Raw genomic sequence first — 25,372 nt, 5'->3', positions numbered from 1 at the left:
CATCGCCCGAGTGTGCCGATTTTGTTTGCTCGCGCTCATGGAGCTTTTCTTGACCTCGAATTCCATTTCTCCAGGGCTGATGCTCATCCACGGCAACCGATCCGAGCGTCTTCGCGATCTGCTTGTCGAATGGATGAAGCGTTACCCGCTCGCGCCGCTCGAGAACGAGACAATACTCGTGCAGAGCAATGGCATTGCACAATGGCTGAAGCTCGCGCTCGCCGCCGATCGCGATCCCGCGACAGGCTCCGGTGGCTGCGGCATCGCGGCGGCGCTGGAAATCTCGCTGCCTTCGCGCTTCATCTGGCAGGCGTATCGCGCCGTGCTGGGCGCGTCGGCGGTGGCCGAGGTTTCGCCATTCGACGAATCGCGTCTCGTCTGGCGGCTGATGCGGGTCTTGCCCGCGCTCATCGACCGTCCCGCGTTCGAGCCTCTGCGGCGCTTCATCAGCCACGACGACGACCGTCGCAAGCGTTTCCAGCTCGCCGAGCGCATCGCCGATCTGTTCGACCAGTACCAGATGTACCGCTCCGACTGGCTGGCGTGCTGGGCCCGGGGCGACGACATTGTGCTGGACGCGCGAGGCGACCCGCATCCGCTGCCCGGGGAACAGTGCTGGCAGGCGGACCTGTGGCGCGAACTCATTGCCGATGTGGCGCATACGACGGATGGCGGCGTGGCGCAGGACGCGATGTCGAACGGCGGACGAGCCGCTGTCCACGAGGCATTCCTGAGACGCGCCGTGACATGGGATAGCGACGCGCGCCCGGCTGGCCTGCCGCGGCGGGTCATCGTGTTCGGCATTTCGAGTCTGCCGCGCCAGTCGCTGGAGGCGCTGGCTGCGCTGGCGCGCTGGACCCAGGTGCTGATGTGCGTGCCGAATCCGTGCGCGCACTACTGGGCCGACATCGTGCCCGACAAGGAGCTTCTGCGCGCTCAACACTCACGACAACAGCGCCGCGAAGGCGCGCCCACAGAACTGCCCTCCGACCAGTTGCATCTGCACGCGCATCCTTTGCTCGCGTCGTGGGGCAAGCAGGGGCGCGACTTCATCGGCCTGCTCGACGAGTTCGACAGTGCCGAAGCGCGCGATCGCTATCGTCCGCAATTTGCGGGCATCGGTCAGCGTATCGACCTGTTCGAGGAGCGCGATGCGGCGAGCCTGCTTCAGCAATTGCAGGACGACATCCGTGATCTACGTCCGTTGCGTGAGACACAAACCGAATGGCCACCCGTTGATCCCGCCACGGACAACTCGATCCGTTTCCATGTCGCGCACAGCGCGCAACGCGAAGTGGAGATTCTGCACGACCAGTTGCTGGCGGCGTTCAACGCCGATCGAAGCCTCGGGCCGCGCGACATTATTGTGATGGTGCCTGATATCGAGGCCTACGCGCCCCATATCCAATCGGTGTTCGGACTGCTTGATCGCGAAGACCCACGCTATATTCCATTCAGCGTTGCCGATCGCGGACAGCGCAAGGCGGACCCGCTGGTGGGCGCGCTCGAGATGCTAATCGGCTTGCCGCACTCGCGCGTGACCGTTAGCGATCTGCTTGACCTGCTCGACGTTCCCGCCCTGCGCAGGCGCTTTGGCATCGACGAAAGCGATCTGCCGACGCTGCGCGCGTGGATGCGCGGCGCGAACGTGCGCTGGGGTCTGCACGCCGAACATCGCGCGAGCCTCGACCTGCCGCGTGACGATCACGCAGCGGCGCCGCATACCTGGATGTTCGGCCTGCGCCGGATGCTGCTGGGCTATGCCGTCGGCGGCGACGCGCACGCGTGGCGAGATATCGAGCCGTTCGGCGAAGTGGGCGGGCTCGATGCCGCGCTGCTCGGGCCGCTCGTCAGACTAATCGACGAACTCGACAATGCATGGCAGGCATTGCGCGAACCGGCGACGCCCGCCGTGTGGTGCGAACGTCTGCGTGCGATAAAACAAGCGTTCTTCAGCGCAGAGGACGGCAACGATGCGTACACGCTCGCGCGCCTCGACAACATTCTGCAAACGTGGCTCGACGCTTGCGCGGAAGCGGGTCTCGTCGACGCGCTCCCGCTTTCCGTCGTCGGCGACTACTGGTTGAACCAGCTTGACGAAGGCGGTCTGTCGCAACGTTTCTTCGCAGGCACGGTGACGTTCGCGACGCTGATGCCGATGCGCGCGATCCCATTTCGTCTCGTGTGCCTGCTCGGCATGAACGACGGCGACTATCCGCGTACGCGCGTGCCGACGGATTTCGACTTGATGCACGGCCACTACAGGCCAGGCGACCGTTCGCGCCGCGAGGACGATCGCTATCTGCTGCTGGAAGCGGTGCTGTCGGCGCGCGACTATCTTCACGTGTCGTGGGTCGGACGCAGCATCAACGACAACAGTGAGCGCCCGCCGTCGGTGCTGATCGGCCAGCTTCGCGACCATCTCGCCCAAGGCTGGCAGCTCTTGCACGCAAGCCATGACGACCGCCATGCGCTCATCCAATCGTTGACAGTCGAGCATCGCCTGCAGCCCTTCAGCGTCGAGTATTTCCCCGTGGATTCTGCTGCCGCGACGAGCTCGCCCCTCTTCACGTATGCCGCCGAGTGGCGCTCCGCGCCGCGTGAAAACGGTATGCGCGCATCTGCGCCGGACACGCCGCTTGACGCCGTCGCGCGCGACGAGCCTTTGTCGCTGCGCGAACTCGCGGACTTCCTGAGGAGCCCCGTCAAGGCGTTCTTCAGCCAGCGCTTGCGCGTTGCGCTGGATGCGCAGGAAGAGGCAAGCGACGACCAGGAGCCGTTCGAACTCAACGCGCTCGATACATGGAAGTTGCAGGATGAATTGATCCGCGCGCAGGCCACCGAAGTTCACAGAGGCGACCAGGATGAAGCCGCCATCGTCGCCGCGCTCGAGGTGCGCCTCGGAGTTATCCGCCGCCGCGGCGACGTGATGGCGGGCGGCTTCGGCGATCTCGCGAGAGCCAGCCTCATCGAGCCGATGGACAAGCTCTTCGCGGAGTATCGCGCGCAGCTCGAACGCTGGCCGGTTGCTATCGCGCGCGAGCACGAGATTGGCTTCCAGATGGCGGGCGAACACGGACCACTGGCCATCGCCGACTGGCTCGGCCAGTGGCGCGCCGACGCCGGTGGCAAGCTCGCGCGCCTATTGCTCGAAACGAGTGAACTCGTCGACGCGAGGGCAAGGCGGTATCGCTATCCGAAGCTCATTGGGCCGTGGGTGCAACATCTGGCGGCGAATCTCGAAGGCCGCTGCGTGACGACTGTGATCGTCAGCAAGAAGGGGACGGTCGAGCTCCCGCCGCTGAAGGAGGACGTGGCCGCGGCGCATCTTGGTGCGTTGCTGCGCGCGTGGGAAGAAGGGATGCGCAGGCCGCTGCCGCTTGCCGTGGAGTCGGCCTTCGAATGGCTGTTTGCGAGCGGCGGCGCGCCTCGCGATGAGGCGCGGTCGGAGCAGGATCTGGTGGCTGCCGACAAGGCCGCGCGCGACAAGTACAACGGCGGCTACTCGCCAGGAGAGATGGACAGGAGCGCAAGCCTGCGCCGCGCGTATCCCGACTTCGATGCATTGTCCGCGAGTGGTGAGTTTGCGTCGCTCGCCGCGACGCTGCTCGGGCCGCTCATCGGCGCAGTGAAGAACAACGCAGGAGCTAAAGAATGAACGCGCCGATCCATCTGACGAATGCGATGCAGACCCCGCAGCCGCTCGAGCCGCTGCGCTTCCCGTTGTCCGGCCGCAGTCTGATCGAAGCCAGCGCGGGCACCGGCAAGACCTTTACGATTGCGATGCTCTATGTGCGGCTCGTGCTAGGACACGGTGCGTCTAATGCGCATGCGCGTCCATTGACGCCCCCCGAGATTCTCGTGGTGACCTTCACCGACGCCGCAACCAAGGAACTGCGCGACCGTATCCGCGCACGGCTGACGGAAGCGGCGGCGTATTTCCAGGCTGACCCGGACGACGTGACGGCCCTCGGGCCGGGTGAGACAGATCTGCTGCACGCTTTGCGGGAGGCATACCCGCAGCAGCAGTGGGCGGGCTGCGCGCGCCGCCTGCAGCTTGCGGCGGAGTGGATGGACGAAGCGGCAGTATCGACCATTCATGGCTGGTGCAACCGCATGCTGCGCGAGCACGCATTCGACAGCGACAGCCTGTTTACCCAGACGCTCGAAACCGACCAGAGCAACCTGCTCGCCGAAGTCGTGCGCGACTACTGGCGCACGTTCATGACGCCGCTCGATGCCGCGGACGCGGCAACTGTCGCCGAATGGGTACGCGGTCCGCTGGACTTGCAGAAGAAGCTGCGCAATCTGATCGACGTCGCGCCGCAGTTGGCTGACGCGTCCGCGCCCGCTGACGCGTTGCAGGCGGCACGCGAAGAGTTCGCGCGCCGTCTCGCCGCGATCAAGGTGCCGTGGAAGACGCTGCCGTTGCAGATGAAGGCCGTGTTGGATGCCGCGCGCGCAGATGGGCAATTGGGCAGAGAGTTTGCGCAAGCCACCTGCGACCGCTGGCTAAAAGAATTGGCTGGATGGGCCGACGATCCGCTGAAGACGAGGCCCAACCTGACCGATACCGCGGGGGGCAGACTCACACACGAAGCGCTCGCAAGACACTGTCAGCATGGCACACCCCCATCGCATCCCGGCTTCGATGCGCTCGCGAAGTTGCGCGGCGAAATCGCCGCGTTGCCGGACGCACGCGACGATCTCCTGTCGCATGCGGCCCGTTGGGTGGCCGAGCGTTTCTCGCTGGAACAGGGGCGGCGCGCGCAGATGGGATTCGACGATCTTCTGACGCGCCTCGAGGCCGCGTTGCATGGCCCGAACGGTGAGCGTCTTGCCGGCATCGTCCGCAAGCAGTTCCCCGTCGCGCTGATCGACGAGTTCCAGGATACCGACCCGATTCAGTACCGCATTTTCGATGCCGTCTATCGACCGGCCAACGATGGCGCGAATGGCGAGGTCAAAGGCGAGGCCAATAACGAGGCCCAAAACGCGCTCATTCTGATCGGCGATCCGAAGCAGGCAATCTACGCGTTCCGTGGCGCGGACATCTACACGTACCTCGCGGCGCGGCGCTCGTGCGGCACGCAGCTCTATACCCTCGCGACGAATTTTCGCTCGACGCATGCGATGGTCAATGCGACGAATCACTGCTTCAACTTCGCGGAGCAGCGCGACAAAGGCGAGGGCGCGTTTCTCTTTCGCACGGGCGACGGCAACCCTGTGCCGTTTATCCAGGTCGGCGCGAAAGGGCGCGACGATGCGTTTGTTGTTGACGGTGAAACACCCCGCGCATTGACGACATGGTGGCTGCCGGCATCGAGCGACGGCAAGCCGCTCGCCAAGTCCACGTATATCGACCGCATGGCGGAAAGTTGTGCGACGGAGATGGTGCGTCTGCTCGATCTCGGGCAGCGCGACAGCGCCGGGTTTGCGGGAGCGGGTAACGCTGGCCGTCGGCGATCGCTGCGCCCCGCCGACATGGCCGTGCTCGTCAATAACCGCATAGAGGCCGACGCAATCCGCAAGGCGCTCGCGAAACGCGACGTGCGCACGGTCTATCTGTCCGACAAGGACTCCGTGTTCGAGAGTCCGCAGGCGGCCGAACTGCAGCATTGGCTCGCGGCCTGCGCGGACCCGGATGACGGACGGCTCGTGCGTACCGCGCTGGCCACCGCTACGCTCGGGCTCGGCTGGGTCCAGCTCGATGCGCTGTACGGCAACGAGATGGCGTGGGAGGCGTGTGTGCTGCAGTTCCGCGGCTATCGGGAGTGCTGGCGCCGTCAGGGCGTGCTGCCGATGCTGCGCCGCCTGCTGAACGATTTCAGCGTGCCCGCGCGCCTGCTCGGCCTGCATGCCCACGATAGCGAGGGCCTGCAGGGCGGCGAGCGGATCATGACCGACCTGCTGCACCTGGCCGAACTGCTGCAGCAGGCCAGCACGATGATCGAGGGCGAGCATGGCCTGATCCGCTATCTCGCCGAACAGCGCGAGGCGGCGGCAGATGGCAATGGTGGCGGAGACGCGCGGCAGGTCCGTCTGGAAAGCGACGGTGACCTCGTGAAGGTGGTGACCATTCACAAGTCAAAGGGCCTCGAATATCCGCTCGTGTTCCTGCCGTTCATTTGCGCACACCGTCCAGCGGACCCGAAGGATGTGCCCTTCAAATGGCACGACGAACAGGGCGCGCTGCAGGTCTCGCTCACCGACATGGGCGGCGTGCTGCAAAAGGTTGACCGCGAGCGGCTAGGCGAAGACCTCCGCAAGCTCTATGTGGCGTTGACGCGCGCCCGTTACGGGACGTGGATTGGCATGGCGGAACTCAAGGAATTCGAGCGCAGCGCGATTGGCTATCTGCTCAACGGTGGAAAGACGCTGGCGGCAGGCAATCTTGTGCGTTGCCTCGAAGAGGCATTCGGCGCGTCGACGGACATCGCGGTCACGCCGGCACCCGAGCCAGGCCATGAAAAGCTCGCGCGTCAGCACCAGGTGTCGCAAAAAGGCCAGGCTCGCGAGTCGGTACGCGTGATGCGCGAGCCATGGTCGGTGGAGAGTTATTCGAGCCTCAAGAAGCTGAGCCACGGCGCGCGCGTGGCGCCCGACACGTCGCGTGAAGAAGAATTCATTGAAGCGCGCGACGCCGAGGTGGAGATCGAGGAAGACGACACGGCCTTGTCCACGCAACCGCTGCGCCGCGTCGCAACGCAACTGTCCGCTCGCGCCTTGCACGACTTCCCGCGCGGCTCAGACGAAGGCAGCTTCCTGCACGATCTGCTCGAATGGGCCGCACAACACGGGTTCAGGCAGGTCGCGGCGGACATCGGGCCGTTACGCGAAGTGATCGCGCGCCGTTGCAGCGTACGCGGCTGGGAGCGCTGGATTGATCCGCTGACGCAATGGATTGCGCAGATCGTCACGACGCCACTGACGTTGAAAGCCGGTCACGGTGTCGATGCGACCTCGATCACGCTGTCGGAACTGAGTGCATCGATTGGCGAAATGGAATTCTGGCTCGCCGCGCATCGCGTCGATACGGCGGCCGTCGACCGGCTCGTGAGCGAATACACGGTCGGCCAGGCCGAACGCACCGCGATCGAACCGGCGCAACTGAACGGCATGCTCAAGGGCTTCATGGATCTCGTGTTCGAACATGAAGGCCGCTACTACGTCGCCGACTACAAATCGAACTGGCTCGGCTCCGGCGACGCCGCTTACACGGCGGAGCGGATTCGCGCGCAGATCCTGCGCTCGCGCTACGACCTGCAATACGTGCTGTACCTGTTGGCGCTGCACAGGCTGCTCAAGGCGCGGCAACCCGGCTACGACTATGACACGCATATTGGCGGCGCTGTCTACCTGTTCCTGCGCGGCCTGAATGCGTCGACGCAGGGTATATACGCCGAGAGGCCGCCGCGCGAGCTGATCGAACGGCTGGACGCACTGTTCACGGGCGACGCTGGGTTCGCCGATCGGGAGGCTGCATGACCACGACTCTTTCTGAAGCCTCCTTCATGATGGTTCGGCACGCGGAGAGCCGCGAGCAGGTCGAGCGGATGCTGGCAGGCTGGGTTGAGCGCGGCTGGCTGCGCGACGTCGATGCCGCCTTCGCGCGATTTCTCGCGCGCGAGGTACAGGATGCGCACGCGCTGCTTATCCTCGCGGCAGCGCTTGCGAGCCATCAGTTGGGCCGAGGCCACGCGTGCCTCGATCTTGCTGCGACGCTTGCGGATCCCGCCTCCGTGCTGTCGCTTCCGCCCGACGGGCTCTCCGTACGTGACGTCGATGAAGCCGACCACGACATCGTGCTGCCTTCGAGCGTGCTGGCGGACATCACGCTGGAGCGCTGGCGGGCGGCGCTCGTTCATTCCGAACTGGTTGGCGACGGCGCAGGCAGTTCGCCGCTGGTGCTGATCGGCACGCGGCTCTATTTGCGCCGCTACTGGCAATACGAACAGAATGTGTGCCGCGCGATTGGCCAGCGCCTCGAAGCGGCAGGCCAGCTTGAAAGCGAATTGGACACCAATGGTCTGCGCGATGCGCTTGCGACGCTCTTTCCGGCACCGCCACCGGCATCGGCAAAGCAGGGCGATGCGCACGCCGACTGGCAGAAACTCGCTTGTGCGCTCGCCGCGCGTAGCGCGTTCAGCATTGTTACGGGCGGACCGGGCACGGGCAAGACGACAACCGTTGTGAAGCTGCTCGCGTTGCTGCAATCGCAGACGCTCGCGGGCGGCACAGGCAAGCCGCTGCGCATTCGCCTCGCGGCGCCGACGGGCAAGGCGGCCGCGCGCTTGAATGAGTCGATTGCTAACGCGGTCGCGAGTCTGCCACTCGGCGGCTTTCCACAAGGCGAGGCGATACGCGCAGCGATTCCCGTGGCCGTCATGACGTTGCACCGGTTACTCGGCACGCGGCCCGACACGCGACGCTTCCGGCATCACGCGGGCAATCCGCTTTCGCTCGATGTGTTGGTGATCGACGAGGCGTCGATGGTCGATCTGGAGATGATGAACGCCGTGCTCGATGCGCTGCCCGAACACGCCCGCCTGATTCTGCTCGGCGACAAGGACCAGCTCGCTTCGGTGGAAGCGGGTGCCGTGCTCGGCGAGTTGTGTCAGCGCGCGCGCAAAGGCCACTACACGCGCGCGACCCAGGTGTGGCTGCAGGAAGCGACGGGCGAGCGCATCGATGCCAAGCTCGTCGACGAGTCGGGCAGCGCGCTTGATCAGTCGATTGCGATGCTGCGTTTCAGTCACCGGTTTTCATCGGAAAGCGGCATTGGTCAACTGGCGGAAGCGGTCAACAGCGGCAAGCCGAAAAAAGTTGCGAGCGTCTGGGCGCGCGGCCACGCCGATCTCACCTTAATCGAGTCCATCGAGAAGGGCGACGCAGCACTCAAGGCGCTCGTCGTGGACGGCGTGGCGGGCGGCGCCCAGGTGAGCTGTGAAGCAGGTGTTTGCAAGCCTGACGCCAGTGCGCGGCATGGCTATCGCCACTATTTGCAGACCTTGCGTGACAAGCAACCGGCGCATGACGCCGATCAGGCGACGCTCGATGCGTGGGCGAACGTCGTGCTCGAAGCACACGGTAAGTTTCAGTTGTTGTGCGCGTTGCGGCGCGGAGCGTGGGGCGTCGAAGGACTGAACCGGCGCGTCGCACATCTGCTGCAGGAGGAGCGGCTGATCGCGGCGACGGGCGAGTGGTATCTGGGCCGGCCAGTTCTCGTGACGCGCAACGACTACGAACTGGGACTGATGAACGGCGACATTGGCATCACGCTCGCGCTGCCTGCGCCCGATGGCGGCTGGAGCCTGCGGGTCGTGTTCGCTGCGGGCGACGGCTCGCGGCGCGTCAAGTGGGTGCTGCCGAGCCGCTTGCAGGCCGTCGAAACGGTGTTCGCGCTGACCGTCCATAAATCGCAGGGCTCGGAGTTTACGCACGCCGCGCTCGTGCTGCCCGACACCCATAGCCCCGTGTTGACTCGCGAACTCGTTTACACGGGCATCACGCGTGCGCGCAGCTATCTGACGATCGCCAGCGTGGGTGGCATGGCGATTATCGAACGCGCTGTTGATGCGCAGGTGCGGCGGGCGAGCGGGCTTTCCGCGGGATTCGATTTTCAGTGACGTTTTGAAAAATTCATTTGAGGGGAATTGACTGATGAACCGTAATGCGTTTCTTGCACAACCTGGCGTGAGAGCTTTCGTAGCGTGGCTGTCCGAGCGGCTGCCGACGCTGCCCGTCCGGTTACGCTTTGCACACAGCCAGTTTGTCCCAGGCGGAATTGATACACAGGTGGACGGTATCGAAGCGGTTCTTGCGCACTACCATTGGCGAGCCACCTGGTTCGATCCGCGCACTGGCAAGCCGGTTGAGTCTGGCGACTGGACATCGACGCGCACCTCGCTCGAACGTCTGAGTGCGTGGCTGCGCGAGAGCGTCGCGAATGGCGACGAACTTGCCGCGGGCGCTGCAGCGCGCGAAGTGCTGCGCTGGGGAGGCGTGCGGGGCGCGATTCCCTTCATCGAGTCGAAGGTCCGGGAAAACGCGTGGTGTGCATATCTGCGCGAACTGGCGCCGCTCTTTGCGCTCGACGGCGACCAGACGCTCGACGAATTGCACGCGGGCAATGTGCAACGTTTCGACTCGGGATTGACCAAGATTCATGCGCTGCTCGATACGACAGGCTCACCGATCTACGACAGCCGTGTCGGCGCTGCGCTGGCGATGCTGTTCGAGATGTTCAGGCGCGACGCCAGGAGCAATGGTAATAAGCATGATGCGTTGGGTTTTCCATCGGGGCCGGCGCGTGGACGGCAGATTCGAAATCCCGGTGAGCTGGGTTTTACGGCGTCGCCGCAGTTTTACAAGCGTCAGGTGCCCCGCGAGGAATGGGCGCGCTGGCAATTGCGCGCGGGCTGGATCATACGTGCGGTTCTCGGTCAGACGAAGCTGTTCGTCAACGAATCTGCGAGCGATGTCGCGAGTCATCTCGCTGCACGTTGTCACGCATTCGAGGCGGCGCTTTTCATGATCGGATATGACCTCGCGAGTCTGGCGGACGGCGGCGAGGCCAGTGCAGCCAGGGGCGTCCGGCACGGGCGCCGGCATTCGAAGCGAAGCGGGAATTACGTGCCGACCGGGCATGCCTTCAGTACGGTATTGCGGGCATATCGGGAGTATCTCGAAACGTCGCCGGGCGAGCATGGCGCCGAGGACCTCAGGCAATGGTTGGAGAGTCCGGCACAGGCTGATCGTTATTCGAGCTTCAGGAATTCATTTCGGAGCTACTGCTATCCTTTTCGTGAACCTGAGTTCGATCTCTTCGCACGCTCACCGGACGAGATCCGGTCGATCGAGGAGGGCGGAGAAAAAGCGCTTGTCGTCGCCAACTATGGCGAGGAGCAGTTCATTGAGTGTGACGAACGCAGACAGGTTTGCATCGTTTGCGCGGGTCTGGCTGGATACTGTGCACTCGTTGCGTCGAGCGAAACGCCTAACGAACGTCTCGTCCGAAAGGAATTTGCGGGCACCGAGAATTCGGCGAATACGCTGTTGTCGGTCGGCCGGGGTGTTGGCAGACACTTCGGCTTGCTCGACGAGAGGAACCGGCCGACAGAGTTCTTCCACCGCTTCTTTGGCGACGGCTTCGAGTACTTCCGCAACAGGCTCGGTGTCGACCGAAACGGTCGAGACCTCGATCCACGCTAGCAGTCATGATGGTCGGGACATAAAATGTCCCGACAAGCTGCCACGATGTGAGTCCCCTTTCAGCACGGACCCACGTCATGCCGCAGATGATCGACCATATCGACGCGATCGCGCGTCGCAAGCAACGCGACGCGCTGTTCGTGACTTTCTTCGACGATCCTTCCGGCGAGCGGTCGCCGCATCATTGCAAATCGCATCCGGCGCGAGCGGCCATCGTCGAGTGGCTCGGTGCTCAGGGGTACGCATGGCAGCCCTGCGGAGAAGTCGCGGACGAACGAATGATGGTCAGCTATCGCGGTTCGATCTATATCGATGTTCCGTACGATTCCAGCAATCCGTCGTACCGCGCGCTCGAGGCATTCCTCGAGTATCCGGACGGCTCATTGCGCATGCCACATATGCGCTTCCTCGTAATCGGCCTCGACGATGCGCAAAAGAACGCACACCATGACGAGCCGGGCTTCTGGGAACGCTGGGCCGAACGCTTCTAATACAACGAAAAAAATGACGATGATCAATAGCACCGACATTCAACGCGCAGCAGACTGGATCCGCAACGCGGACGGCATTGTGATAGCGGCAGGCGCGGGCATGAGCGTGGACTCGGGTCTGCCCGACTTTCGCGGCACGGACGGACTGTGGACGTCACTACTGCCCGTGGGCATGACTGAGCGCGACGTCGGCTCGCTGACACAGGGCGACTGTTTCGTCGAAAAGCCCGTCGACGCCTGGCGATTCTATGGGCGCGCCCTTCAGGTGTGCAGGCAACTGAAACCCCATCCGGGCTACGCGATGCTGAAGCGCTGGGCCGAGGGTGCGCGTCATGGCGCCTTCGTTTTTACAAGCAACGTCGATGCCACTTTCAGGCGGCGGGCTACGACGAGGCGCGCGTTCTGGAGTGTCACGGCACCATCAACTTCATGCAGTGCGACAAACCATGCGGCGACGCGATCTGGCCATCAGGTAGCGTGATGGATGGCGTCGATATCGACTCGCTTGGTGCTTCCTCGTTGCCGCGCTGCCCGCATTGTGGCCATCTCGCGCGGCCGAACTTCCTGTTGTTTGACGACGGCTTCTGGGTCGAGACACGCACTTCCGCGCAATGGGAACGGTTGCGTATCTGGCTGCGCACCGTGCAAAGACCGGTGGTGATCGAACTCGGCGCGGGAACGGCAGTGCCGAGCGTGCGCATGTTTGCGGAATCCGTACTCGGCCCGCTGATCCGCATCAATCTCGACGAAAGCGAGGTGGCGGGCGAGGGCGTCGGCATGCGCGGCACGGCGCTCGACGTGCTCTCGGCAATCGACGCGGCGCTAGCCGCGCCCTGATCTCGCGCCAGCGTTCATGTTGGCCCATGCAAGGGATGCATCCTTCGCATAGGCCAATAGGCGAGCCTGACTTGCGTCGGTGTTGAGGGCTGGCAACATATTCACGCGCACTCAAGAAAAGATCAAAAGGTGCCGATATACCCAAGATCATCCATCCAAACGACCGAATCGTTCAATGTCTGACATCGACCGCGAAATCATGCGCGTCCTTCCCGACGCAGCCACGCAAAGCAACTATCTCAGCACTCCCGAAATCCATCGGCGTCTGACGAATACCGTGCCGGACATGCCTTCGTCGAAGACGATACACCGGCATCTGGCGAAGCTCGAGGAAGAAGGTCTCGTCGAGATGGACCAGCGCGGAACCGCATCCATATGGCGCAAAAAGGCGGGGGCGAGCGGCATGGCGGCCAAAGGCGGCGGGCTGATGAGCTTCGATGAAGCACTGGCGTTGCAGACCCTCAGACGCTTCTCTTCGCGGCAGATCCCGGAACTGGTGGCAGAGTCGCTCTCGGCGATGTTTGAAATTGCAGACACGCGGCTGCGGAAGACCAATAGCGAAACGGAGCGGAAATACTCGCGCTGGACGAGCAAGGTTGCCGTGGAGAGCGGTGGCTTCGCGCTGCACTATCCCGTGATCGATCGCGAACTGTTCGGAACGGTTTCGAGAGCGTTGTTCGAAGAGCGCAAGCTGGAGATCGTCTATCGTCCGCGCCACAACACCGATAACGATCGCGCAAAGGTTGTATTGCCGTTCGGGCTCGTCGAGGTCGGCGGACTGGTCTACCTGGTGGCGGGCACGGAAGGCAAGACCAATCCCACGATGTATCGCCTGGACCGTCTCTCGCGCGCCGCAGCAATGCTCGAATCGTTTGCCTATCCTTCGTCGTTTTCGCTCGATGCGTATGTCAAGCAGCAACGCAGCTTCGACTTCATGGTCGAAAAAGAAGTGCAGCTCAAGCTGAAGTTTGTCAGCGGAGCGGGTGATCATCTGCTTGAAGCGCCCATGTCGAAGGATCAGAAGAGCACGCGCAAAGACGACGTGTTGCATGTGCAGGGAACCGTCATGCTGAGTCAGAGGTTGCGTTGGTGGTTGCGCTCGTTCGGGCCATACGTGGAAGTGATCGGCCCCGCGAGCCTGCGCGCCGAGCTTGCCGAGGAAGCCGGCGAACTGGCAAGAATGTACGGCCAATAGCCACTGCGCGAGAGGCATTTAAGCATGGCTCAGATATTCCCTGCCGGCTGGAGCGACCAGCTGGTGAGCGGCGCCGCGCAGCGTGAAATCGAAACGCTCAGCGTTTTGCAACGCGGTCTGCCGGATACCTATACCGTCTATCACGGTGTTCACTGGACGCAGTTGAACAAAGGGTTTTCAATATTCGGCGAGGCCGACTTCGTGGTCGTGAGTCCGGCGGGCCGCGTACTCGTGATTGAACAGAAGTCGGGCGGGTTGGAGGAGACGCCTGAGGGGCTCACCAAACTGTATGCGGGCAAGAGCAAGAGCGTGTCTTCGCAGATCGCACGAACTATCGGTGGAATGCATGGCCGCTTCAAGGCCGCATTTGGCGGCCAAAACTACAGGCTTGAAGAAATGTTGTACTGCCCGGACTACCGGGTGAAGTATCCGGCGATATCCGGCGTCAATCCCACGCGGATCGTTGACGCCGCGCGCAGGGACGACCTCGTGTCGTTGGTCGAGGCCATTCTGCCCGCTGACGAACCGCCGTTGCCTTGTCTTGGCCGCATTCATGCGTTTCTTGCCGACGAGCTCTCGCTGACGCCGGACGTGCGCGCGATGATCGGCGAGGTCACGAAGTTCGTGACGCGCGTCTCGGGCGGCCTTGCGACGTGGGCGCGGTCGATCGAATTTCAGCCGTTCAGGTTGCGTGTGATCGGTACGGCCGGGTCGGGCAAGACACAGCTTGCCCTTCGCGTTCTCGACGATGCCGTCAACGCCGGACAGCGCGCGCTCTATCTGTGCTTCAACCGGCCCCTTGCCGATCACCTCCGGCGCATCGCGCCTGTCGGTTCGACGGTGCTCACTTATCACCAGCTTTGCCAGCAGGCGGCGACGCGTATGGGGCAGCCGATCGATTTTGCTGACGAGCGCGTCTTCAAGTCGCTCGAACGTGCGTTGCTGGCTTACCAGCCGGATGACGCCGAATGCTTCGATACGGTTATCGTCGATGAAGGTCAGGATTTCCGTCAGGAATGGGTGCTGCCGATCGAGCGAGTGTTGCGCAAGAGCGGGCGATTCTGGTGGCTGGAAGATCCGATGCAGAACCTGTACCTGCGCAAGAGTGTGGAATTGCCAGGCTGGGTCGAAGTGCGCGCAATGGCCAATCATCGCAGTCCGCACGACGTCGTGCGCTTTCTCGGTATGCTGGCGGGCGCGCCCATGGCGATTGAAGCCGCGGGGCCGTTCACCGAGTCGGATGTTGCCCTGATCACGTATTCCGGCAGCAGCGCGACACAGGCGACCCGTGGAGCACTCGAGCAGGCGGTCGCCGCGGGCTTTGCTCCCGCGGATATCGCGCTGCTGACCTTCAATGGCCGGGACAAGTCACTGTTGCCCGTGCTCGACCGGCTCGGACGTTACGCGCTGCGCAGCTTCACGGGGACGTACGACGAGCACGGCGCACCGGTCTACCGCGATGGCGACGTCACGGTCGAAACGGTCTATCGCTTCAAGGGGCAAAGCGCGCCCTGCGTGATTCTGACGGAGGTCGACTTCGAGCAGTTCGACGACGCGGCGTTCCGGCGTCTTTTCGTTGGTGCGACGCGTGCGACGATGAAGCTGATTGTTGTGATGTCAGAGCCGGCTGCGGCGCTGTTGCTCAAGAGAATGAGCTAAAGCGCGCATCAGGCTGCGTCGAGTTGCGGCGTGATCATGCTGAGCAGATCGCGCCGCACGACGGCAGGCATCAGCGGCTGACGGGTAGAGGAAGCCGCGATCAGGCAGCCCAAACGGCCGAGCGCGGCCTTCGGCGACAACGTGCCGGCCGCTGCCCAATGACCTGTGCGCTTGCGTGGCAACTGATCCGAATTACCCTCAAACAGGATCATTTCAATCCCGCACTCCGCCAGCGATTGCGATACGGCGTAGTTGGCCCCTGCGCAATTCCAGCAGAGCGCGGCGCTTGCGCGACGCGAAGGCTTGACGATGTGCACGACCACGTCGGCGCCGTGTGCAAGCCTGTCATGAGAAATCTTCCACGTTATCGCGCCGTTCAGTCTGGGCAGTTCTCTCATCCACGACTGAACCTCCGATTCTTCATACCCCCAAAGCCGCATCGCAATGCACAGCGTCTGTCCGATACCGCTTGCATTGCGATCGGTCTGCGTTGCGCCTGCGCGAATCGTGTTGGTCGGTTTAGTCATGTGTGTGGGGAACTCCCGGTCGTTGTCTGAGTGCGCAGTGTGCGGGACCCTTGAGTCAAATCATGTCCCAAACGAGTTGACGATGTGCGCGATCAATCTGGACACAGTTTGTCCTGTTCGATTTCTATAGTCCACGTCCGGCCATTTGACAAACAGACTGTTCATCGAGCTCCATCGATGATGTCCAATGTTGCGTGGTCGTAGTGTCCAACCGCACATCGCAGAGGCGCAACGATGCGATGCCCGGTTCAGGTTCGCTTGCCGGGTCTGGCCGTGCTGCACAACTCCAAAAAGAATGAGAATTGGATACGCGAGAGTTTCTACCGATGATCAAAATCTCGACCTGCAACTTGCAGCGTTGAAAACGGCGGGCTGCGATGACATCTTCACCGATTCGGGGATCTCGGGTGCAAGATTCTCTCGCCCCGGCCTCGGCCAGGCGATGACTGCGCTGACCCAAGGCGATACGCTGGTCGTGTGGCGTCTGGACCGCTTGGGGCGCTCGCTGACGAAGCTCGTCGAACTGGTCGACGAGCTCGGCGTAAGAGGCGTTCAGTTTGCTTCTCTCACCGAGTGCATCGACACGACTTCGCCGGGTGGGACGCTGCTGTTTCATATCATGGCCGCGCTCGCGCAATTCGAGCGCTCGCTGATTGGCGAACGAACGCGGGCCGGCATGCTCGCCGCTAAAGCGCGCGGGCAGCACGTCGGCAGACGCCGCGCGATGACTCAGACCGAGTGCGTCGAAGCCCAGCAATTGCTGACGCTGCATTCGTCCGATATCGTTGCCCAACGGTTCGAGGTCCACCCACGCACGCTGCTTCGCAGCTTGCGCCGTTATGGGCTCGAAGCGCGTCGGCTGGCGTAACGCTATTCCTGGTCGCGACATGATTCCGATGGCGGAGCCGGCAAGGTCGAATTGCGCAGCGCGCGTTGCACCGTGCGCGGATGCACACTGAACCGCACGGCAAGTTCAGCAACAGACACGGTGCGCGAAAGCGCAAGCGCCTCCGCGCATTGCGCTGAAGTCATCGCGGCGCGCCGTCCCACTTGACGGCCACGCTCGCGTGCCGCTTGCATACCACAGCGCGTCCGTTCGCTGATCAGCGTCCGTTCGAATTGAGCCATGGCAGCCATCATGTGAAAGATGAACATGCCGCTACACGTTGTGGTGTCGATCGCTTCCGTGAGCGATTGAAAGCGGATGCCCCGCATATTGAGCGTCTCGATCAGCTCAACCAGCTTCATCAATGATCGGCCCAGGCGGTCGAGGCGCCATACGACTAGCGTGTCGCCGCGATCGAGTTGCGCGAGCGTGTCATCCAGTCCTGGACGACGGAACGTCGAGCCCGACACGCCATGATCGCGAAAGAGCAGTTCGCAGCCTGCTGCTGTCAGCGCCGAGATCTGCAAATCGAGGTTCTGTTCTTCCGTCGAAACGCGAGCGTAGCCGATCTTCATTGTAGTGCCTCGCTGAAACTTATCTCCCTGGCGTCGGCGTGCATGCATACCTTGCAAGAAAGTGGTCTTCATGCATTGACACAAAGGTTCCCTTTTGTCGCCGCACAAAGCCGCGTCAGCGGGCACAGCAGATTCATGTTTTCTCTCTGGTTTTTCTGAAGCCTTGAACTATGATGGATCGTGACACAAAGGAACCCTTTTGTACCCCGCTGCGGGGCTGGTCTGCGCGGCGGCGGGATGGGTTCGGCGCAATGAGTCACGAAAGACTACCTGGGCTTCGGCCGGAGCTCGCGTCGCTGCTGAAACGCTTCGGCATCGGACCGGCTGCGAGAAGCGACTGGCCCGCGGCACTGTGCATCGTCGCGACATTTGTCAATCTTCCGCAGATCGAGCGCGCTTACGGTCCGATGTTCGCCACAACGGTGCGCCATGTGGTCCGCGAGCGGGCCCGCGAATTGTGCAGGCAACACTCTGGCACAGTGGCGATGAGCGCTGAGCATATATTGTTCGTGTTCGACGCGTCGTCGGGTATGCAAGACCCCCATCGCGGTTTTGGCACGCTTCCCTCGCTTCTGCTGGATCGTATTCTGACTGATCTTGCAGATCGTCCCGTGCGGTCAGGCTCCGCTGTCGCGTTCCCCGTGATCGAGGCGAATGTTGCCCACTTCGCCGAAGAGCCCTTCGATATCGATTCCGTCAATGCCGCGCGAGCGTCAGAAATGCAGTCTGGTGACGAATGGCGCGAACAGTTCCTCGCGGATACTCAAGTGGCCGAACGGGTGTTCCGCGCAATGGACGAACGCCAGCTCGACTTCGAACTCGAGCGCATATGCGACGCGAAGGAGCCCGGGACGACGCATTATCACGAAGCGCTGCTAAGCAAGACAGGCGATAGTCGTGACGAGCGCTGCCGGATCGGTTCGGAAGTGCGCGCGCTCGAGCGTCTGGGGGTGGTGCGGCGTCTCGACAGGTGGGTTGTCGAGTCGATCATCGGCAGGTTGAGAGCGAACCCCGACGCGCGAATGGGGTGCAACGTATCGGCTGCAAGCGCAGCAATCGATGCATGGTGGGCGTCGCTCATCGTCACCTTGGTCGAAGAACCTGAAGTTGCATCGCGCCTGACGATAGAAATCACAGAAACCTTTCCCCTCGCCAATCTCGACGCTGCCCGTGAATTTGTCTCGGTCATCAAATGGCTTGGTTGCCGGGTTGCGCTCGATGATGTCGGGCACGACTTCGGCAGCTTGCGAAACCTCGTCAGCCTCGGTGTCGACATCGTCAAGCTCGACCGCTCTCTAATGTCGGCGTGCCGTCACGACAAGACAGCGGCTGCGCGTCTGGTCCAACTTATCGGGTTCGCGAAAGTCTGCGTCGCATCGGTTGTTGTTGAGGGAATTGAGACGGCGGGCGATGCTCGGACGGCCTGCGCAAGCGGAGCAACAGGTCTGCAAGGCTATTTGTATTCCAGGTATGCGAACGGGGTAGAGAATCGGTAACGCAAGTCAGTGGTTTTGATCCGGAACATGCGGGGTAACCGGCTCAAAGAAGATATGACACGCGTCGAAAGCGTCTGCAGCATCACGCGGACGTCTATTCGTCAAACCAACTTTTCCACTTTAGTCTTCATCTTTTTTATAGCGTCGATAAAGACATCGTTTGTCTGGACGGCCACGCACAATGCGTACTCGCAGCAATCGAACGAACGCGTGTCAAGTACCTGACATGCGACGTGCGCGGAGCTAAACCGGAATTGCAGAGCGCGCACCACAAGTTCGCGCACTTCGAGGGACACGGAACGAGGCCGAACTTAAGAGAGGCGCGATTTCTCATTTTGGACATGAAGTGTCCCGATCGGTGGCTACAGTATATCGGGTTGTGTTTTCTTGACCCGATGAGCAGCGCAAATAAAGCAGATTCGTTCATCCATCGCGCGCGGTGAAAACCGCCGTTCGCATGGGCTGAAAATAAAAAGCCAGCAGGCGAAAAAGAGTACATCGTTCAATGAACTTCAAGCGCTTTCAAAACACAATTGTTTCCACTTACCGCGTGACGATGGCCGGAATTCTTCTGGTGATCGTGATAGGCGTCCTTTCGTATCTGTTTTTGATGGGCTTCTACGCCGTCAATCGCAACTGGTCCGCGCCGATCGTCCTGTCGCCGACGCAGGAAAAGGTGTTGGCGTATCAGCCTCAGGTATCTGCGCTCGAGGCCGAGTTGCTGAAGAACCGTGTCGACCTCGCCACGGCGTCTGAAAAATATCGCGTGATCAATGAACAAATTGCCGACACGCGGAAGCTCATCGAGCGATTCGAGGCCGCGGCGCATAGCGAGTCGCACGCACTCGCGCTAAGCGAGTCCGATCTACGGTCTGCGTTGAGCAGAAAGCGCATCGACGCGACACAAACTGAAAAGGCCGCGTCCGATGTGAGGCCGATGCTAGCCTCCGTCGAATCCGATCTGACAGCCGGTCTGATTACCCAAGACGAGGCCATGTCGCGGCGCCTCAATATTCAGTCTGCGATCAATGCGATAACGGACACGCACATCAGTGAGATCACGCTCCGGGAACAGGCGCGCACGGCAGCTGCTGCAAGTAGGACGCTTGGTGGAGGGGAGGCATCGTCGCTGAGTGCGCTGCAATCGTTGAGCAATGAGGCGCAATTGCGGATGACGCTCGCGCAAGCCAGCGTCGACGCCGAAACGGCGCGCCAATCGGTCGACCAGTTGCGCGCAACAGTGGCGAATGCGGAGCGCGTATTAGACGTCGCAAAGCGCTCGCCGTACTACCTGGCGTTGACTCGCAGTGTTCCCGTTGTCTTCGTCGCATATGACAACCTCGTCAATGCGACGCCGGGGGCGCCCGTGTTTGATTGTTATCTCCAGGTTGTCATGTGCCGGAGAGTGGGCGCCATCGAGCACGTATACGAGGCCGAGGAATATGCGCGACAGCCCCTGTTCAAGACGGATATCAAGGGCAAGTTTGCGCGAGTGAGTTTTTCGGTGAAGTTTGCCGAACAGTCGCCCGTCGTCTTTATCGGACACAAGCCGCTTCTGTTTTAGGAGGTCGGTCAATCTACTACCGCATGCCGATTGAGAAATCTCTCTCGTAATACCATAGCCGAATTGATGTCATCCAAAATCAAAAAAGTGTTTGTATTCGCGCTGATCGGTACGCTGAGCGCTAGTGCGTTTGCGCAGACTTCGTCGGAAGGCGAGAAGCGGGCCTATTGCCAGTACGTGCAGGACCAGGCGGACGCCGAACGCACGCTGGATTCCGGCGTCGAGGGTTTTGGCCGTCTGGGGCAATCGGACTCGAATCCGTCGCTCAAACAGGTCGTGATCGGTCTGTCGAAAAGCCTGTCGAAAGATCTGCAGGGCAGGTCGGCGACGCGGGCCGCGGAGTTGGAGTGCGAGTTGTACAGCCGCACGCTCAGTGTTGATCGCGTCGTCAAATATGGCATGTCTTCTATCAAACAGCAGATTGCCGTTCAGCAGGCAGCGGATCTGAAGGACGTGCTCGATATCCTGGACGAAGAGATCGCGTCGACAGAAAAGCGTCTGCGCACCGGCAACGGGACGTTGTCGGACCTGCTGACGCTCGAGCAGCAGCGCGACCAGGTGAACACGCAGTACATTGCCGCGAAAACTGACGTGGCGTCGCAGCAGATTCCCGACGTTCCGAAAATTGATCTGAAGGAGGCGATGGCGAAGATCGACGAGTCGACGCTGGCCCTTCAGGACGAGCTGAATCACAAGCAGAAGTTACAGGCATGGGATGTGTCGTTGATCGGTGGTGTGCAAAAGCCGATTTCGGGCGCACCGTTCAACACGTCGACGGGATATCAACCGTTCGTTTCCGTCACCTTCACCTATAACTTTAACGCGATGTCGTACGGCAGAAAGCTGGATAACGCGACGAATTCGCTGATGACGATGCGGCGACAGCTGAATGACGAGCTTGCACAGAAAGTCGACGGACTGCAAAGAAGCACGGCAGATCTCTTGAGCGTGCAGAACGGGATCCTGCCGCACCTGATCGATGAACAGCGCCGCCTGAGCGAAGAGTACGAGCGGCTGCGCAAGCTGGATTCGCCAGAAGCGCTAAGGATGAAATCGAAGGTGCGCGTCAGCCTCGCCATGGCCGCCATGAAAGTCCATCTGACACGCTTGCAAATCACGCTACTGTCTCAGAACTATGCGCAAGATCAATAAGATTCTGGTTGTCGGGTTGGGTTACGTGGGATGCCCGCTCGCATTCGAACTCTCTAGGCATTTCGATGTGACCGGCTACGATATCGACGGTATCAGGATCGCCGAACTGCTTGTTGGCCGCGACAGGACGGGCGAACTCGCAGAGGCCGATCTTCGCTCTGCGAACTGGCGCCTCGTAAGCGATGCCGGTGAGGCAATGCGTGACACCGACCTCATCGTAGTCACCGTTCCCACACCCGTCACAGACGCAAACGTGCCAGACCTCAGTCCCGTTATCGGCGCAACGAAGACAATTGCGGGGCACCTGAAGGCTGGCACGACCGTTGTCTACGAGAGCACGGTGTATCCCGGTGTGACGGAGGACATCTGCGTACCGCTGCTGGAGCACCGGGACGAACTTACGGGTGAGCGCCGGTTACAGCATGGCGTGGACTTCTGGGTGGCTTACTCGCCGGAACGCATCAATCCCGGCGACAAGGTTCATACGCTCACTTCCACGACGAAGATCGTGTCAGGCGACACACAGGAAACGCTTGAGCTGATCGACGGTATGTATTCGAAGATTACGACGACATACCGCGCAGAAAACATCAAGGTCGCGGAAGCGGCCAAGGTGATCGAGAACACTCAGCGGGACGTCAATATCGCCTTGATGAACGAACTGTCGCAAATCTTTTCGCGGCTCGACATCGACACGCATGACGCAATCAACGCCGCTGCGTCGAAATGGAATTTTCACCGGTACGTACCGGGGTTTGTCGGTGGTCATTGTATTTCCGTCGACCCGTACTATCTGACGCACCGGTCCGCGCAGGTGGGCTACATACCGTCGCTGATCCTTGCGGCACGAGAAGTGAACGATAAGATGCCGGGCCTTCTCGCGGAAAAGACCTTGAAGGCGATGCGTCATCGCGGCCTGCCGCTCGATTCGAGAATCACCGTGCTGGGCATTACGTTCAAGGAGAATGTGTCCGACATTCGCAATTCGAAAGCCGTGGGACTCGTTCGGGAATTCATGAGCTGGGGCATCGACGTGCAGGTAATCGACCCTCTCGCGGACCCGAAAGAGGTGGAGCGGGAATACGGCATCAGGCTTACGAGTTTCGAACGACGCGAACCAGCTCGCGCCGTGGTGCTGGCCGTCGCTCACACCGAATTCGTGCACGGCGGTTGGAACATGATTCTCCAGCACATTCACCCACGACATGGAGCTGTGGTCACAGACGTGAAGGGCGTACTGGCCCGTGGCAGCGAACCGCACAATGTCACGTTGGTGCGAGCCTGAACTTGCGCGAGAGGTGAATCCGATGAAAAGGCGGCTTTGCGCGATCCTTGCGCTGGTGTGCGTGTCGGCGGCGTCGGCGAGGGGGATCGAGTGGGCAGGCACCGAATGGCGCGTCCGGACGGGGGCGGGCAAACCATGCGCTTCGGACCGATGGAATGCAGATGGCGCATGGGTCGATGCGGATGGATGGTTGCATCTGAAGATCGCGCGCTTGCCGGACGGCCGGTTTGCATGCGTCGAACTCGAGTCGACAAGACGATTCGGTTTTGGCCGGTACGCATTCGATGTTCGCGGCCCTATCGGCAGCGTCGATCCGGACGTCGTGTTCGGCGTGTTTATGTATCCGCCCGCGGATGTCGGTCCGGATGGTACCAACGAGATTGACATCGAAATCGCGCGTTGGGGCGAAGCGAATGCGCCGCAGGTCAACTACACGGTGTGGAATCGCAGTGGTATCGGCAAGCGTCATGCTGCGCTGAGCGTGCAGGAAAATATCACGCACTCGATGTTCGCCTTTAACTGGCAACGTGATTCAGTGAGCTGGGAGTCGCCTTTGCAGCAAGGTCGTGAAGTGAGCTTTCGAGGCAATATTGCCGATCGGCCACAGACGCTGGTCATCAATCTGTGGCTATTCAGACGGCCGTACCCACGAAGTCAGCAGGAAATCGAGTTCATGATCAAGTCTTTGAGGCCACTGTGACCGATACATTTGTTCAGTTGATTTTTGCGTTACCGCTGATGGTGATGGTGCTGAACTTCGGCGTGACGCTGATGTTGCGGTTCGGCGCGAAATCAACGTTTCTGGAAAAAAACTACGCTTTGCAGCCGCGGGTGAGCGTGCTTCTTCCTTGCTTCAACGAAGGAGAGCATGTGTTCCGGACGATAGAAAGCATTCTTGCCAGCGATTATCCGATGGAGAAGGTTGATGTCATCGCCGTCGACGACTGTTCTGCCGATGACACGTTCGAATGGATCGAACGCGCCGCGCGGCGCTGGAAGAACGTAAGGGCGTTCCGTAACCCGGTCAATTCTGGCAAGCACCAGACGCTCTCGCATGCCCTGTCGCATTCGTCGGGCGAGATATTGATCTGCATCGACTCCGATTGCATTTTCGACAGGCGCGCCATCGCAGAACTGACAGCTTGCTTCTTGGATGAGACGATCGGTGCAGTGGGAGGCCGGGTCGGTATCAGTAACGCGCGTGAGAACGTCTTGACTCAATGTCAGACGGTCGTTTACTACTACAGCTTCCAGATCATGAAGATGTTGCAGAACTGGACGCGAAACGTGATCTGTATCTCGGGGTGCCTGTTCGCGGTACGGCGCGAACATTTCGAGGCCATCGAGGAGCAGGTGAAGCGCCGGAACTGGTTTGGTGTCGGTGTGCGCGACGGCGAGGATCGCTACATGACGCATCTGCTGTTGCTGAAAGGCCTGAAGACCTATATCAACATCAACGCGCAATGCTGGACGGCGGCGCCGAACAACTTCAGGCAACTATTCATGCAGCAGTTGCGCTGGCGGCGCAGCGGACTGCGCGACCTGTTCTGGACAGTGCGGAAGTTCTGGACAAACCTCGAAGTGCTGCATCCATTGACAGTTGTGAATCTCCTGATCCCGGGCGCGCTGCAAGTGCTTTGGCCCGCGATGTGCATTTACGGTCTGGCGTCGGGTTGGCTTGCGGAAAACCTTCTGCGCGACATGCAACTTTATTTCGGATTGTGGGTTTTAATCGGTTTGCTCTACAACCTGTACGTCCGGTGGCATAACCCTGAACAGAAAGTGAATCCATTGATCATCGGTGCACTTGGGATGTGGTTTATCGCGGACTCTTTTCTGATTACCCTCGTTGCGCTCTGTACGTTCGACGTCGGGGAGTGGGGTACGCGGGGTACATCGTCCAAAAAGACTTGAGCAGCACAAGGAATATTGTGCGGCTCGTTACCAGACGGCCGACGTCGCACATGCGGGGGGGGCTGGTCGCGGGTGCTGTTCACTCGACCAGCAGGAGCTTTTCCGTCGGTCAGAGTACACAGCAGGGTGAGAAGTTTGCGATACAGCAGAGCGAATCCTTCTCCGTGGAACGTTTCCGCCACCGTGCGAGCCTAGCTGCCATCAAGGCGCTTGCGATGCTATCACTGGGTCACCATCCGTCGATGGCCAGATGGAGCATACCGTCGCGTCGGATTCCAATGGGACACGAAATGTCCAAGTTGCGTCGTACGATGCGCTGCGTTCGTGTCGTCTTTCTCTTGAAGTGGCTCGGGCGCCGCCCGATCACCACGGCGAGGCATATTCAATGCGAATCGCATAATTTGCCGCCTCTGGATTGCAGCCGGCGTCTGGGTAAGGCCACGCATTTGGACGCGAACGCACAGATTACTAAAGATCCGCTTAAGTCTGTCGATAACACCTATGTAATGGCGTCAGGCAAATATGGGAATTGCTGCCTTCCGCGTTGACGCTGATCAATCCGCGTATTCAACTATCT

The 25,372-nt window shown here is 61.1% G+C and carries 18 protein-coding genes; 16 read left to right on the top strand and 2 right to left on the bottom strand.

Annotated features, from left to right (window positions below; translation table 11 throughout):
- Positions 1-49: 49 nt before the first annotated feature.
- The 9 genes from recC (at position 50) to AWB64_RS04715 (ending at position 15,396) form a co-directional block, all read left to right on the top strand.
- Positions 50-3,658, top strand: a complete 3,609-nt coding sequence (recC, locus tag AWB64_RS04750) for an exodeoxyribonuclease V subunit gamma (protein WP_244163930.1) — start codon at positions 50-52, stop codon at positions 3,656-3,658.
- Positions 3,655-7,488 carry an exodeoxyribonuclease V subunit beta gene (recB, locus tag AWB64_RS04745; protein ID WP_060817464.1) on the top strand — a complete coding sequence of 1,278 codons (3,834 nt, stop codon included), beginning with the start codon at positions 3,655-3,657 and terminating at the stop codon, positions 7,486-7,488. Before recC ends, recB begins: the two co-directional genes overlap by 4 nt.
- Positions 7,485-9,629: an exodeoxyribonuclease V subunit alpha gene (recD, locus tag AWB64_RS04740; protein WP_082850367.1), complete on the top strand. Its 2,145-nt coding sequence runs from the start codon at positions 7,485-7,487 to the stop codon at positions 9,627-9,629. The genes recB and recD overlap by 4 nt, the downstream gene beginning before the upstream one ends.
- Positions 9,630-9,663: 34 nt before the next feature.
- A complete protein-coding gene (locus AWB64_RS04735; protein ID WP_157766588.1) occupies positions 9,664-11,214 on the top strand; it encodes a hypothetical protein in 1,551 nt (516 codons plus the stop codon).
- 77 nt (positions 11,215-11,291) lie between these two features.
- Complete coding sequence (locus tag AWB64_RS04730) at positions 11,292-11,705, top strand: hypothetical protein (protein ID WP_060817462.1); 414 nt, start codon at positions 11,292-11,294, stop codon at positions 11,703-11,705.
- Between the two features lie 13 nt (positions 11,706-11,718).
- A complete protein-coding gene (locus tag AWB64_RS32175; protein ID WP_244163929.1) occupies positions 11,719-12,186 on the top strand; it encodes an SIR2 family NAD-dependent protein deacylase in 468 nt (155 codons plus the stop codon).
- A complete protein-coding gene (locus AWB64_RS32170) occupies positions 12,186-12,542 on the top strand; it encodes an SIR2 family NAD-dependent protein deacylase (RefSeq protein WP_244163928.1) in 357 nt (118 codons plus the stop codon). The genes AWB64_RS32175 and AWB64_RS32170 overlap by 1 nt, the downstream gene beginning before the upstream one ends.
- Before the next feature lie 175 nt (positions 12,543-12,717).
- Entirely contained in the window at positions 12,718-13,737 is a 1,020-nt protein-coding gene (locus AWB64_RS04720; RefSeq protein ID WP_060817461.1) for a WYL domain-containing transcriptional regulator, read from the top strand.
- 24 nt (positions 13,738-13,761) lie between these two features.
- Positions 13,762-15,396, top strand: a complete 1,635-nt coding sequence (locus AWB64_RS04715; protein WP_060817460.1) for an ATP-binding domain-containing protein — start codon at positions 13,762-13,764, stop codon at positions 15,394-15,396.
- Between the two features lie 8 nt (positions 15,397-15,404).
- Here AWB64_RS04715 and AWB64_RS04710 read toward each other — a convergent pair whose 3' ends face one another.
- Entirely contained in the window at positions 15,405-15,923 is a 519-nt protein-coding gene (locus AWB64_RS04710; RefSeq protein ID WP_060817459.1) for a hypothetical protein, read from the bottom strand.
- 295 nt (positions 15,924-16,218) lie between these two features.
- On the opposite strand from AWB64_RS04710, the gene AWB64_RS04705 reads away from it, so the two are divergent.
- Complete coding sequence (locus AWB64_RS04705) at positions 16,219-16,791, top strand: recombinase family protein (protein ID WP_060817458.1); 573 nt, start codon at positions 16,219-16,221, stop codon at positions 16,789-16,791.
- A gap of 2 nt (positions 16,792-16,793) precedes the next feature.
- Here AWB64_RS04705 and AWB64_RS04700 read toward each other — a convergent pair whose 3' ends face one another.
- The gene (locus AWB64_RS04700) at positions 16,794-17,384 is read right to left on the bottom strand and encodes a recombinase family protein (protein WP_060817457.1); all 591 of its coding nucleotides are present in this window, start codon (positions 17,382-17,384) and stop codon (positions 16,794-16,796) included.
- Positions 17,385-17,635: 251 nt separating this feature from the next.
- Here AWB64_RS04700 and AWB64_RS04695 point away from each other — a divergent pair, with 251 nt between their 5' ends.
- The 6 genes from AWB64_RS04695 (at position 17,636) to AWB64_RS04665 (ending at position 24,795) form a co-directional block, all read left to right on the top strand.
- Positions 17,636-18,880, top strand: a complete 1,245-nt coding sequence (locus tag AWB64_RS04695; protein ID WP_060817456.1) for an EAL domain-containing protein — start codon at positions 17,636-17,638, stop codon at positions 18,878-18,880.
- Between the two features lie 556 nt (positions 18,881-19,436).
- Positions 19,437-20,444: a hypothetical protein gene (locus AWB64_RS04685; RefSeq protein WP_167353898.1), complete on the top strand. Its 1,008-nt coding sequence runs from the start codon at positions 19,437-19,439 to the stop codon at positions 20,442-20,444.
- 66 nt (positions 20,445-20,510) lie between these two features.
- On the top strand, positions 20,511-21,596 hold the full coding sequence (locus AWB64_RS04680) for an efflux transporter outer membrane subunit (RefSeq protein ID WP_060817453.1): 1,086 nt from the start codon (positions 20,511-20,513) through the stop codon (positions 21,594-21,596).
- Entirely contained in the window at positions 21,580-22,881 is a 1,302-nt protein-coding gene (locus AWB64_RS04675; RefSeq protein ID WP_060817452.1) for a nucleotide sugar dehydrogenase, read from the top strand. The genes AWB64_RS04680 and AWB64_RS04675 overlap by 17 nt, the downstream gene beginning before the upstream one ends.
- Before the next feature lie 22 nt (positions 22,882-22,903).
- Positions 22,904-23,581, top strand: coding sequence for a glycoside hydrolase family 16 protein (locus AWB64_RS04670; RefSeq protein ID WP_157766587.1), 678 nt, complete (start codon positions 22,904-22,906; stop codon positions 23,579-23,581).
- Complete coding sequence (locus tag AWB64_RS04665) at positions 23,506-24,795, top strand: glycosyltransferase family 2 protein (protein ID WP_167353897.1); 1,290 nt, start codon at positions 23,506-23,508, stop codon at positions 24,793-24,795. Before AWB64_RS04670 ends, AWB64_RS04665 begins: the two co-directional genes overlap by 76 nt.
- The last annotated feature ends 577 nt before the right edge of the window (positions 24,796-25,372 follow it).

Origin of the sequence: Caballeronia sordidicola (assembly GCF_001544455.2) — a bacterium.
GTDB lineage: Bacteria > Pseudomonadota > Gammaproteobacteria > Burkholderiales > Burkholderiaceae > Caballeronia > Caballeronia sordidicola.
This window is presented reverse-complemented; position numbering and strand designations above follow the sequence as displayed.